The organism is Salinisphaera sp. T31B1 (assembly GCF_040361275.1).
Classification (GTDB): Bacteria; Pseudomonadota; Gammaproteobacteria; order Nevskiales; family Salinisphaeraceae; genus Salinisphaera.
On record NZ_APNH01000003.1, the window covers coordinates 35,799 to 48,680 of the forward strand.

The 12,882-nt window shown below is 63.6% G+C and carries 11 protein-coding genes; 7 read left to right on the forward strand and 4 right to left on the reverse strand.

The features are described 5' to 3' along the window. Positions 1-26: 26 nt before the first annotated feature. Entirely contained in the window at positions 27-761 is a 735-nt protein-coding gene (locus T31B1_RS11630; RefSeq protein ID WP_353249672.1) for a hypothetical protein, read from the forward strand. Positions 762-853: 92 nt separating this feature from the next. Here T31B1_RS11630 and T31B1_RS11635 read toward each other — a convergent pair whose 3' ends face one another. The 3 genes from T31B1_RS11635 to T31B1_RS11645 all read right to left on the reverse strand — a co-directional run bounded on the left by T31B1_RS11635 (position 854) and on the right by T31B1_RS11645 (position 3,669). After that, a complete protein-coding gene (locus T31B1_RS11635) occupies positions 854-1,852 on the reverse strand; it encodes a zinc-dependent alcohol dehydrogenase family protein (protein ID WP_353249673.1) in 999 nt (332 codons plus the stop codon). Positions 1,853-2,194: 342 nt separating this feature from the next. After that, positions 2,195-3,058 carry a GTP cyclohydrolase FolE2 gene (gene folE2 / locus T31B1_RS11640; RefSeq protein ID WP_353249674.1) on the reverse strand — a complete coding sequence of 288 codons (864 nt, stop codon included), beginning with the start codon at positions 3,056-3,058 and terminating at the stop codon, positions 2,195-2,197. Between the two features lie 269 nt (positions 3,059-3,327). After that, positions 3,328-3,669, reverse strand: coding sequence for a histidine triad nucleotide-binding protein (locus tag T31B1_RS11645; RefSeq protein ID WP_353249675.1), 342 nt, complete (start codon positions 3,667-3,669; stop codon positions 3,328-3,330). Between the two features lie 163 nt (positions 3,670-3,832). Between T31B1_RS11645 and T31B1_RS11650 the strand changes: the two genes are divergently transcribed. Further along, positions 3,833-5,845 carry an SDR family oxidoreductase gene (locus tag T31B1_RS11650; RefSeq protein WP_353249676.1) on the forward strand — a complete coding sequence of 671 codons (2,013 nt, stop codon included), beginning with the start codon at positions 3,833-3,835 and terminating at the stop codon, positions 5,843-5,845. A gap of 81 nt (positions 5,846-5,926) precedes the next feature. Here the strand turns inward: T31B1_RS11650 and T31B1_RS11655 are convergent, their stop codons facing one another. Next, positions 5,927-7,006, reverse strand: coding sequence for a 3-deoxy-7-phosphoheptulonate synthase (locus tag T31B1_RS11655; RefSeq protein ID WP_353249677.1), 1,080 nt, complete (start codon positions 7,004-7,006; stop codon positions 5,927-5,929). 631 nt (positions 7,007-7,637) lie between these two features. On the opposite strand from T31B1_RS11655, the gene T31B1_RS11660 reads away from it, so the two are divergent. Genes T31B1_RS11660 through T31B1_RS11680 form a run of 5 tightly spaced genes read left to right on the forward strand, consistent with a single transcriptional unit; the run spans position 7,638 to position 12,872 of the window. Continuing rightward, a complete protein-coding gene (locus T31B1_RS11660) occupies positions 7,638-8,768 on the forward strand; it encodes a C4-dicarboxylate TRAP transporter substrate-binding protein (RefSeq protein ID WP_353249678.1) in 1,131 nt (376 codons plus the stop codon). A gap of 54 nt (positions 8,769-8,822) precedes the next feature. Next, positions 8,823-10,022: a CaiB/BaiF CoA transferase family protein gene (locus T31B1_RS11665; RefSeq protein WP_353249679.1), complete on the forward strand. Its 1,200-nt coding sequence runs from the start codon at positions 8,823-8,825 to the stop codon at positions 10,020-10,022. Continuing rightward, positions 10,022-11,038: an NADPH:quinone oxidoreductase family protein gene (locus T31B1_RS11670; protein WP_353249680.1), complete on the forward strand. Its 1,017-nt coding sequence runs from the start codon at positions 10,022-10,024 to the stop codon at positions 11,036-11,038. The genes T31B1_RS11665 and T31B1_RS11670 overlap by 1 nt, the downstream gene beginning before the upstream one ends. Further along, complete coding sequence (locus tag T31B1_RS11675; protein ID WP_353249681.1) at positions 11,035-11,568, forward strand: TRAP transporter small permease; 534 nt, start codon at positions 11,035-11,037, stop codon at positions 11,566-11,568. Before T31B1_RS11670 ends, T31B1_RS11675 begins: the two co-directional genes overlap by 4 nt. Continuing rightward, a complete protein-coding gene (locus tag T31B1_RS11680; RefSeq protein ID WP_353249682.1) occupies positions 11,565-12,872 on the forward strand; it encodes a TRAP transporter large permease in 1,308 nt (435 codons plus the stop codon). Before T31B1_RS11675 ends, T31B1_RS11680 begins: the two co-directional genes overlap by 4 nt. The last annotated feature ends 10 nt before the right edge of the window (positions 12,873-12,882 follow it).

Below are 12,882 nucleotides of genomic sequence, written 5' to 3' on the forward strand. Positions count from 1 at the left end.
TTATTTTTTCAGGAGGGCTTTCGAGCATGAATATTCAGAACATCGTTGCCGACGTTCGCAGCCGTGTCGAAACCGCCGGTCGCAATTACCAGGACGCCTTCAAGGCGTATGTCGATGCGCAGCGTAAGGCGGTCGGCGTGGTCACCAAGAACGGCCAGACCCTGGCCAACACCGAGATCGGCGCCGCCAAGAACGTGTTTGCCGCCGCTCGTGCAAGCTTCGACAAGGCGCGAGCCGACGGCGTTCGCAAAGTCGCTCGCAGCCCCCAGGCCTACGTGCCCAATGGGCGCGACCAGATCGTGTCGGCCTATAAGGATACGATCGATCTGCTGGTTCGTACCGGCAACGAGCTGACGGATGTCGTGAGCAGCGGCTACAAGAGCGTGCTCGGCAAGCTCGGGAGCACCCCGGCGTCAACGACGCGCACGACCAAGGGCAAGAGCAAGTCCGTATCGACCAGCGCTCGGTCGACTGCCGCCAAACGCGCCTCCGGTGGATCGAACGGCACCGCCAAGCGTGCAAGCGCGGGTACGAGCACAACGACGGCCAAGCGCAAGACCGCGTCGACGCGCAAGCGCTCGAGCACAGCCGGTACGGCCAAGGCATCGAGCACGACCAAGTCGTCGACCACGGCCAAGAAGGCTAGCCCGGCGACGAAGTCGGCCCCGCGCAAGCGCAAGGCCTCGACCAAGACGAGTGCTTCGCAGGCCTCCGCACCGGCTCCGACCAGCAACGACAGCAGCAGCGACAGCGCCTCGTAAGAGTCGTCATCGTTGACACAAAAAGCCCGGTCACCGCGAGGTGGCCGGGCTTTTTCATGTCCTGCTCAAGGCGCCGTGGCCGGCCGCTGCGGTCAGTGTTCGGCGATGCCGGGGGTGAACAGGATCTTGCCGGTCCGTGCGCTGTCCTGAAGCGCCTTGAAAGCCGCCTTGTAGTGCGACAGATCGTAGGTGCCGTAGACATCGGCGCGCAGACGGCCTTCCCGCAACATGTCGGCGAGCTCTTCGATGCGCTGGCGGACGCGCTCGGGCCCGACCTGTGCTATCCAGCGGGTCAGCCAGAAACCGCGTACGTCGATTCCCCGAAACACGAGGTCCTGGGCCGGTACGTCACAGGGCGCGCCGGCCATGGCACCGTAGTTGACGAGCTGCCCGCCGTCGGAGAGTGCGCCGGCCAGTGCCGCGGTCGCTGGTCCACCGACGGCGTCCAGCGCCAGCGGCGTGCTCAGCCCACCGGTTACGGCGAGGATGTCGGCGGCGAGATTCTGGCCCCGATCCACGATGACTTCGGTCGCCCCGCGTTCCTTCAGGCGCATGATCAACCCGCCGCCACGCCGTACGATGGCCACCGTGCGCAGATTCCGTCGGCTGGCGATCTCGAGCACGTACTGGCCGACCGCGGAGTTGGCGGCATTGAGCAACACCCAGTCATCGGCGGCCAGCTTGGTGATGTCGCTGAGCAGCGCCGAAGCAGTCAGTGGATTCACGGCCAGCATTGCCAGCTGTAGCGGGTCGACGTCGTCGGGCAGTGCGAACAGCCCGGTCGCGTCCACCGTGACTTCCTGTGCCCAGCTGCCGTGGCCGAGCGGCAACAGCACCACATCGTCGAGCTTCAGGTGCGACACGGCCTCGCCTTTCTCGACCACGCGGCCTACACCCTCGAGCCCCGGTGTGGCCGGCAGTTCGGGCCGATATCCGTATTCACCGCTGATCAGCAACAGGTCGGCCGGGTTGATCGGCGCGGCCTCGACCCGCAGGCGTACTTCGCCCGCCTCGGGACCCCGGCTGGGGCCATCGACCAGGCTCAGCGCGTCCTTCGGACGGCCGAATTTCGAAAATTCAAGCTTTTTCAATCAAGTCTCCAGACGTCTCGCGCATTCGGCCCAGCGTGCATGCCTCTGGGGGAGCCAGCGGGGCCGATCAAATCACGGGTCTGGCGATGACCAGGCCCGGTCCCACAATCCAGTTTACCAGTGCCACGGCGCGGCGGCAGTGTTGCCGGGCGGGCGAGTGACGGCGCGCTTATCGCGCGATACCGGCCGTGCGTTACGCGTAGGATCGGCGTGCTGATATCGGACAGCCAGCAGCGTCGGATTGACGCAGCGTGGTGATGTTCAGCGATGTGCGCGGGGATTGCTGACGGGGCCGCGGGATGCGCTCGCTGAATCGGGCCGATTCTGAATCAGAGCAGCGGATCAGCCGGTCGGTGCGTCCTTGTCGTATTCGATCATCGCGTAGGCGGAGTGGTTATGAATCGACTCGAAATTCTCCGACTCCACCACGTAGTAGCGGAAGCGATCGTCGTCGTTGAGGCGCTTGGCGATATCGCGCACCACGTCCTCGACGAATTTCGGATTTTCGTAGGCGCGCTCGGTCACGGCCTTTTCGTCCACCCGCTTGAGGATGCCGTACAGTTCACAGGAGCCTTCCGACTCGGCGATATCGACCAGTTCTTCCAGCCAGAAGAATGAATCGGCGCGTACGCGGATGGTGATCAACGAGCGCTGGTTATGGGCGCCGTAGTCGGAGATGTCCTTGGAGCAGGGGCACAGCGTGGTGACCGGTACCTTGACCTCGACATACAGATCCGTCCGCGAACCGCGCTGGTCGCCGATGAAACGCACGTTGTAATCCATCACACCCTTTTCGCGCGTGACCGGGGCGTACTTGTCGACGAAGTAGGGAAAGGCCATCTCGATATGGCCGTTGTCGGCTTCCAGGCGCTCGGTCATCTCGCCGAGCATGGCCTTGAACGATTCGACGGTGATCTGATGTTCGTGCGCGTTGAGGATCTGCACGAACCGGGACATGTGAGTGCCCTTGAAATGGTGGGGGAGGTTCACGAACATCCCGAACGTGGCGACGGTGCTCTGATGACCGCCGACCCGCTGCGCGATCGAGACCGGATGACGGATATCGCAGATGCCGACCTTGTTGATGGCCAGTTCGCGCGGGTCGGTACGACCCTGTACGTCTTCGATCTGGTCGCTGGTCAACTGACCCCGACCGTTGTCGGCCGCGCTCGCGCGCTCGCTCTGGGTTTTTGCAACGCTGCTCATCTGGATGCCATCCGGGTCAAAACAAGTCGGCCGGCTGCCGAATCGAGCCGGGCATCATAGCGCGCGGGCACAGTCTCGACAAAGCCGTTATCTGCCGGTCAATGGGGACGAGGGCTGGCCCGTACAAGTACCTCATCCGGTTCGCCGTGTCGCGACGCCGGCGATTGGTACTATCCGCAGCCGTGGTTCCCCGGCACCGGCGGAAGATTCAGCCAACCGGTGCGTCGACTCTGCCCGCGGCGGGCAGGGCGCGGACGGTCAGGGCCGTACTAGCCCGGCGGCCAGGAGAATTCGCGCCCGCCGAGCACATGAAGATGCAGATGAAACACGCTCTGGCCCACGGCTGCACCGTTGTTCATGACCAGACGAAAAGCCTCGCCATACCCCTGATCGGCAGCGATCTGGCGTGCGGTGAGCATTAGATGACCCAGCAACGCCTGATCGTCGGCCTCGGCGCGAGCGAGCATCTCGATAGGCTTTTTCGGGATCACCAGTATATGCATCGGCGCCTGCGGATTGACGTCACGAAAGGCCAGGCAGTGTTCGTCCTCGTGCACGATATCGGCATCGATTTCGCGGTCGATGATTTTCGAGAAAATGGTATCGCTCATGAACAGTCTCGTTGTGCTGGGCGGAATCGGTCATGCTGGTCGCCAAAGGCGTGTAACCGGCAGTGGCGTGGCGCCCCATGCTCGGTTTACCGTGAGGTGTGCGACCAGCGTGCAGCATAGCGCGGCGGGCGAGGGCGATCTATCAACAGGGACAGGACGATCAATGAATTACCTTGTGACCGGCGCGACCGGGTTCATCGGACGTTTTCTTATCGAGAAACTGCTGGAGCGGCGCGGGGCGACGGTCTACGTACTGATGCGTCGCGCCAGCGCAGATCGTTTTGCGGGTCTGCGCGAACGGCTGGGCGCCACCGATACCCAGCTGGTACCGGTCTGGGGTGACATTACCCGCCGTGGCGTCATCGACTCGGAAGCGCTGACGCATCTGACCGGGCGCATCGATCACGTGTTTCATCTGGCCGCGGTGTACGACATGAGCATGTCGGATGCCCAGGCCAACCGGGTCAACAACGAAGGCACGGCGAACATCGTCGCCCTGGCCGGGGCGCTGGCCAACGAGGCCGCTACCAAACCCTGTTTCCACCATGTCTCGTCGGTGGCGATCGCCGGGGCGGACTACCAGGGCGTGTTCACCGACCAGATGTTCGATGAAGGCCAGACGGTGCGCCACCCCTATTACCGCACCAAGTTCCAGTCCGAAGGCATCGTGCGCGAACATTGCAAGGTGCCGTGGCGGGTTTACCGGCCGGGGATGGTCGTCGGTCACTCCGAAACCGGCGAGATGGACAAGGTCGACGGGCCCTATTATTTCTTCAAGCCGATCAAGCGGATTCGCGACAACATTCCGAAATGGCTGCCGCTGGTTGGTATCGAGGGCGGCCAGATGCCGGTCGCGCCGGTGGACTACGTCGTCGATGCCATGGTCCATATCGCGCACAAGAAGAATCTGGACGGCAAGGCGTTCTTCCTGATTCAACACGAGCCGCCGAGCGCCGGGCGCATGCTGCGTATATTCCTGCGCGCGGCGCACGGTCCGGATATCGTGCGCAATCTGCCGACCCATGAATGGCCTGCCTCGATCGAGCATCAGCTCAAGCGGCTGGCGTCGTCGCTGCCGTTGGCCGAGTGGATGGAGAAGCGCCTGTCGAAGACGCTGGGCGTGCCGCTGTCGATTCTGGGGTACGTGAACAATCGCGCGGTGTTCGACGACGTCAACACGCGGGCCGCGCTCAAGGGTAGCGGCATTCACTGTCCGCCCCTGGCCGACTACGCCGAGACGCTCTGGCGATTCTGGGAAATGCACATGGATTGCGACGTGCACGTGCCCGAAGCACTGCTGCGCCGCATGAACGGCAAGGTCGTGGTCATCACCGGCGCTTCCAGCGGCATCGGCTTCATGGCGGCCAAGAAACTGGCACGGGCAGGTGCCAAGGTATGCATGGTCGCGCGCACGCCCGAAAAGCTGGAGGAGACCCGTCACATCATCCAGAAGATGGGCGGCGAGGCGTTTGCCTATCCATGTGACCTGAACAAGATCGAGGCCATTGACGAGTGCACGCGCCAGATTCTCGTCGATCATCATCATGTCGATGTATTGATCAACAACGCCGGCCATTCGATACGTCGCTCGGTATTCGAGTCGCTCAACCGGTTCCACGACTACGAGCGCACGATGCAGCTGAACTATTTCGGCGCCATTCGCATGATATTCAACCTGCTGCCCTCGATGGCCAAGCGGCGAGCCGGCCATATCATCAACATCTCTAGCATCGGTTGTCTGACCAATGTTCCGCGGTTTTCGGCCTATGTAGCTTCGAAATCGGCGCTGGACGCGTTTTCGCGCTGTCTGTCGCCCGAGGTGGCCTCGCGCAATATCAATCTCACCACCATCTACATGCCGCTGGTGCGCACGCCGATGATCGCGCCCACTAAGATCTACGATTACGTGCCCACGCTGACGCCGGAGCAGGCCGGCGACATGATCGTGGCCGCCATCCTGGAAAAACCCAAGCGCATCGCTTCGCCGCTGGGCACCACCGCACAGATCAGCTATGCGTTGTGGCCCAAGGTCAACGACTTCGTGCTGCACAAGGCGTTTCACATGTTCCCGTCGTCGAAGGCCGCGCGCGGGCGCAAGGGTCTACGCGAAGCCGACGAAAAACCCAATATCCCTGGACGGGTGCTGGCCGCCCTGTTGCCTGGGCCTTACTGGTAGGCCCGAGCCGGCCGCCGATACGAAAAAGCCGCCTTGAAGGGCGGCTTTTTCGTGCGTGCTGACTCGTTGGTCGGCGTGTGCTCAGTCGCCGTTGTCGGCGTTGCGCAGGTCGCGTCGCTCGGCCACCGATCGGGCGAGCTGGGCCAGCAGTTTCTCGGTATCGGCCCAGTGCAGACAGGCATCGGTGATGGACACCCCGTATTCGGGTTTCACGCCCGGCACCAGCTTCTGATTACCCTCGTTCAGGTGCGACTCGATCATCACACCGAAGATCGCGCGGCTGCCGGCGGCCAGCTGCCCGCCTACGTCGTCGCCGACTTCCAGCTGCTTCTTGTGCTGCTTTCGGCTGTTGGCATGCGAGAAGTCGATCATCAGGCGGCCGGGCAGCTGTGCCTGCTCGAGCAGAGCGACGGCTGCGGCTACCGAATCTGCGTCGTAGTTCGGTCCGTTGGAGCCGCCGCGCAGGATGATATGCGTATCTCGGTTGCCCTCGGTGGCGAAGATCGCCCACTCGCCGGGCTTGGTCAGCGACAGGAAGTGATGCGGATGATGCGCGGCGCCGACCGCATCCACCGCGATCTTGATCGAACCGCCGGTGCCGTTCTTGAAGCCGACGGGGCACGACAGCCCCGAGGCGAGCTCGCGATGGCCCTGGGATTCGGTCGTGCGTGCGCCGATCGCGCCCCAGGAGACGAGGTCCGCCAGATATTGCGGTGTGGTCAGATCAAGGAACTCCACGCCGGCTGGAATGCCGTCCTCGGCCAGCCGCCAGAGAAGCTCGCGCGCCTGACGAATACCCTTGTTGATCTTGAAGGAGTCATCCAGATCGGGGTCGTTGATCAGCCCTTTCCAGCCGACGGTGGTGCGCGGCTTTTCGAAGTACACGCGCATGACGATCAGCAGATCGTCGCCGAAGCGATCGCGTGCCGCCTTGAGCTTGGCGGCATATTCGAGCGCGGCATCGATATCGTGGATCGAGCAGGGCCCAACCACCACGAGCAGGCGATCGTCCCGACCATGCAGGACGTCCTGGATCGCCTCGCGAGCATCGTGCACGGTCTCCGACGCGGTCTCGGTCACGGGGAACTCCTCGCGCAGATCCTGCGAAGAGACCATCTTCTGGGTGCCGGTGATACGGAGGTTGTCGGTTTCGTACATCATGAATTGGGCCAGTCCGGGCGCAAACGCCGGGTAAAACAAGGCCAGGAGTCTAGCAGAGGTCGTACGCGGTGGGTTCGTGACCTGCCGTATCGTTCAATTCCGTGGGTGTACGGCGTAGCCATGCGAGCTGTGCGGCCGCGACGAACGCCGTTCCGGCAAGTGTGTATCGCAGCGCGGGGTGAGCGGCGTCGTTCCGCGCATCGGTGAATAATGAGGCTCAAGACGCGAATTTCGTAGCCACTGCGGCGCTTTTACCCAATCGAGGAGCCGGTGGCCAAACCGCCGATCCGCAGGCGAGCTGGTCGATACGCTCGGCGCTAGCCCGGTAAACGCTCGAATGAACAACTGAATCGTGCAAGACGGGCGCACCGGCCGATGAACGAGACCGGCCCGCCGAATGGCGCGGGCCGGGCGCCGTATTCGGACGACCGACCGCGGATGTCGGTTGAGCGCAGCGCCGTGGATGACGCAGCCTCTTGTATTTGCGGAACAACATACCGCTATGCGGCATTATACATCTATTTGTATACGGGATACCGTTGACTGGATCAGTGCTGCGTGCTTACATCCGAACCATAAGCGCGGTCGTCGATTCGAGTCGATCGCATGATCACAACGAGGAGGAGATCTCATGGTCGGATTCAAAGGTTCGAACGCACCCTGGCGTGGATTGGCGACGGCGCTGGTGGGTGCCGGGCTGGTATTGAGTGCCGGCGCACAGGCCCGCCAGCTTACCTATGCCTCCTATCTGCCGCCGACCCATCCGACCAGTGAAGATGGTATCCAGAAGTTCATCGACATCGTTCAGGACAAGACCGACGATGAAGTGACTTTTGCGTTCTATCCCTCGGAAGCGGCCGCTTCGGCCAAGACCATGCTGTCGGCCATCAACGACCAGCTTATCGATGCCGGGTTCATCGTATCGGTGTATTTTCCGACCTCGTTGCCGGTGAATACGGTGCTTTCCGATCTGTCGTTCTTCAACGACGACAATGCGATCACGGCGGCCGCGGTCACCGACACGATTCTCAACGACTGTCCGCAGTGCCTGGACGAGTACAAGAAATACAATGTCCATTTCCTGGCGACTTATTCCACGCCGCCGTATCAGGCGATGTGCAAGGCGCCGATGAAAAACGGCTTCGATCCCAAGGGGCTGCGCATGCGCGCCCCGGGTGCGGAAGTCGGTCGCTGGGTCAGCGAGATCGGCGGTGTGCCGGTCAACATTCCCAACAACGAGTCTTACGAAGCCATGGAACGCGGCCAGGTGGACTGCGTAATCGGCGCCGTGGCCTGGTTGAAGTCGCTGTCGCTGGGTGAAGTGGCACACAGCGTCGGTACGCTGCCAATGGGTGGTTTCCAGGGCGGGTCGCTGTTCAATATCTCCGAAGAGGTCTGGCAGGGCCTGGACGCCCAGACCCAGCACATCATGCAGGACGCGGCCCTCGAGGCGCTGGCATCGACGGTTTACTCGTACACGGCCGAAGAGAAAGAGGCCCGTGAAACCGCACTCAAGGACGGCGTGAATTTCGTCGACGCCTCGCCCGAACTGGTCAAGCAGCGCGACGAGTTCATGCAATCGCAGATCAAGCAGGCAGCTGCGACGGCCAGCTCGCGCGGCGTCAAGAACCCCGAGGCGATCGTACAGGCGTTTCTCGACAACATGGACAAGTGGCGTGCCCGTATCGAGGGCAAGAATCTGAGCGAACAGCAATACTACGAGTTGCTCAAGACGAACCTGCTCGCCGACGCCGGCAAGTGACGTAGTCTGGCCCGGCCGGGCTGGCCGGGCCTCTCGGATAGGTCTGGGTGACGTATGAGTAATGAGACGCTGCAACCCTACCGTGGGGTCAGGGTGCTGGATCTGGCTCAAGGTCTGGCCGGCCCTTATGCGGCCGGGATGCTGGCCGCCATGGGCGCGGACGTAGTCAAGGTCGAGCCGCCCGAAGGAGACTGGGCACGGCTGATGGGCGAGGTGCGCGAGGGCCACAGCACCATGGGCCTGCCGGCGAACTGGGGCAAACGCGCGATTTGCGTGGACGCACGCCAGCCGGCCGGCAAGGCGGTGCTGCGGCGCCTGGCGGCGGAGGCGGATGTCGTGGTCGAGAGCTTTCGCCCGGGTGTCATGACCAAGCTCGGTCTGGACTACGCTTCGCTGGAGGCCGCGCGGCCCGGCATCGTGCTCGCTTCGATCTCCGGTTTTGGTCAGGATGGACCGTATGTGGCCCGGCCGGGCACCGATACCATCATTCAGGCGTTTTCGGGCATGGCGTCGATGAATCGCGATACCACGGGCACGCCCCGCCGCGTGGGAATGCTCGCCGTGGATATGGTGACCGGCCTGTACGCCGGCTACGCCTTGTCGGCCGCCCTGTTCGACCAGCGCGTGCATGGTCAGGGGCGGCATCTGCAGATCTCGCTGCTGCAAGCGGCGGCCGCTTTCCAGATGACTGCGTCGTTGCAAAGCCAGATGCGTGACGGACGGGCCGGTACGCCGGTGACCTCGCCCTCGGGCTTCTATCCGACCCGCAATGGGATGATGGCTGTGGCCTGTCTGCGTGACGGCATGTTCCTCGCGCTTGCCGACGCACTGGATCGGTCGCAGTGGGCGCACGATGCGCGCTACGCCGACAACGCCGGCCGCATTGCTCATAACGACGAGCTCAACGCCGAGCTGGCAGCCATCTTTGCCACGCGTGACCGCGAGGAGTGGATCGAGCGGCTCAACGCGGCCGGCGTGCTGTGCGGGCCGGTCAACGACTATGCCGACCTCGCCGGCGACCCGCAGGTGCAGCACATGGGACTGTTCACCGAGATCGATACCCCCGGGCTGGGTCCGCTGCCTCTGGCGGGTTTGCCATGTGCCGGGTTGTCGCCGGCCGATCAGCGGCCGGATCCGCCCATTGGCGGCCATACCCGTCAGGTGCTGGTCGAGGCCGGTTATACGCCCGAGGAGATCGGTTCGCTGATCGACAGCGGCGTGTGTCTGCATGCCGCCCAAGAGCAGACAAACTGATGCGCGCGGTGGTCTGCAACCAGTTGGGCAGCTATCGCGACCTGGTGGTCGCCGAGCGTGAGCGCCCCGTGGCCGGGCCTGGCCAGGTCCTGATCCGCTGTGCCTATGCCAGTGTGTCTTTCGCGATCACGTTGGTGGTCGCGGGCAGCTACCAGCGCAAGTCCACGCCGCCGTTCATTCCCGGCAGCGAAGTCTCCGGGGTGGTGGCCGCGACAGGCGAGGGCGTCGACGAGTTTGCCGTGGGCGATCGAGTGGTGGCGATCGTGCGTGAAGGAGCCTATGCCGATTATGTGGTGGCCGATACGCCGACGATCTATCGGGTGCCCGACGATCTGGCACTCGATCTGGCGGTCAACGTGCCCTTATCTTTCGGCACCGCGCACGCCGGGCTGATCACCCGCGCCGGGCTCGTCGCCGACGAAACACTGCTCGTACACGGAGCGGCCGGGGCGCTCGGCATGGCCGCGGTACAGATCGGGCGTATGACCGGCGCCCGGGTCATCGCTACCGCCAGTACCGATGCCAAGTGCGATGCGGCCCTCGTGGCCGGCGCCGATCATGCGATCAACTATGCCACGACGGGCTTTCGCGATCCCGTCAAGGAGCTGACCGGCGGCGCAGGCGCCGACGTGGTGTTCGACCCGGTCGGTGGCGACGTGCTCAACGAGTCGATCCGGGCAACCGCGGTCGAAGGTCGGGTCGTGGTAGCCGGCTTTGCCGGCGGTACGATTCCGCAGGTTCCGGCCAATATCCTGCTGGTCAAGAACATCAGTCTGCTCGGGCTCAATTTCAGCGAGTATTTCGGCTGGGGTGTACGGGATCGCAGCGTCGAGTTCGCGCCCCGGCTCAAGCAGAGCATGGCCTTGCTGCTCACGGCGGCCGCCGAGGGTCGGTTGCATCCGAGTATCGGTCATCGCAGTCCGCTCGAAGATGTCGTGAGCGCGATCGATCATATCGTCGAACGCCGCGCGGTCGGCAAGGTCGTGCTCGTCATCGACGATCAGGCCGCGGCATGAAGCGTGTTCTCGAGGGCTTGTCGCGGCTGGCCGGGTTGATCGCGAGTCTGGCCGTGGTGGCGATGATGCTGCACGTGACCATCGCCGTCGTGCTGCGCGTCGGCTTCCGGGCGCCGGCCAGCGGCACCATGGAGATCGTGAGCTATTTCTACATGGTCGCGGCCGTGTTCCTGGGCATCTTCGTGGCTGCCTGGCAGAACGCGCATATTCGTGTCGATGTGATCGCGAACCTGTTTCCGGCTCGTATCCAGCAGGTCACCGACCGGCTGGCCGAACTGGTCATGCTGGCGTTTTTCGTGTTCTTTGCCTGGGGTCTCTGGCGCACGGCCTTGCAGAAGACCCAGCAGCGTGAAGAGGTGGACGCCATCTTTGCCCATCTGACCGTCTGGCCCAGCCGATGGCTGGCCGTGGCGGGGCTTTCTCTGGCCGCCCTGGTGGTGATGTGGCGCCTGGCCCGGATGCTCACGGGTCGGCCGACCCGCGAGACCGACGAGGGCCTGGTAATCGACGACGACGAGGCCTTGCGATGAGTCCGGTCACGATCGGGCTGGCCTGTATCGGGCTGCTATTGTTCCTGATTGCCATTCGGGTGCCGATCGGCGTGGCACTGGGATCCAGTGCGGCGGTGGGCATCTATTTTCTGCGTGGGCTGACCGCAACGCTGTCGTCGCTCGGTGCCGCGACCTTCGACTTCGTGGCGCACTGGTCGCTGACGGCGATCCCGATGTTCATTCTCATGGGGGCGATCGCCTTTCATTCGGGGCTGACCGCGCATCTGTTCCGGGCCGCCCGGGCCTGGCTGTCGTTTTTGCCCGGCGGACTTGCGATCGCGACCAATCTGGCCAGTGCCGGCTTTGCCGCAGCCTCCGGCTCGAGTGTGGCCATGGCCGGGGCCATGTCGCGTCTGGCGGTGCCCGAGATGCTGCGTGCCGGTTACGACAAGGGGCTGGCCACCGGCGTGGTGGCCGCGTCGGGAACACTGGGCGCGCTCATTCCGCCGTCGATCCCGTTCATCCTCTACGCGGTGTTCATGGAAGCCTCGGTCAGCCGGCTGCTGCTGGCCGGACTGCTCCCCGGCCTACTGACGCTGGTCGCCTATACCGGCTTGATCATGATTCGAGTCAAGCTCAACCCGGCGCTGGCGCCGCGCAGCCAAGAGACCTTCTCTCGACGCGAAAAGTGGCGGCTGCTGCTGCGCGCCTGGCCGTTGCCGTTGATCGTGGCCGGCGTGGTCGGCGGATTGTATTCGGGCACTATCACCGCGACGGAGGCGGGCGCGTTCGGTGCCTGCGTGGCGGTGCTCGCCTCGATCCTGGATCGGTCGTTTTCGTGGTCGATGCTGCGCGTGTCGGTAGTCGAGACCGTACGCACGACTGCGGCGATCTTCCTGATCGCCATCGGTGCGGTGTTGTTCTCGCGCTTTCTAACGCTCAGCCAGATTCCGATGCAGATCGGCATGCTCGTGGACGCGTACTCGGTGAACATGGTGGTGTTCTTCGTGCTCACCTCGGCGTTCTATCTGGTGTTGGGCATGTTCCTCGACCCCATCGGCCTGATGCTGGTGACGCTGCCGATCCTCGCACCGGTCATGCACAGTCTGGGTGTCGACGAGATCTGGTTCGGGGTCATCGTGGTCAAGTTCATCGAGATCGGTCTGCTGACACCGCCCATCGGACTGAACCTGTTCGTCACATCCGCCGCGGTCGGCGACGCCGTGCCGTTCGACCGCGTGGTACGCGGCACGCTGTGGTTCTTGTGCGCCGAGGCGGTCGTCATGATCCTTCTGTTCACCTTCCCGTCGATCTCGCTGTTCATCCCCAACTTGATGAGCTAGCGCAGTCGGG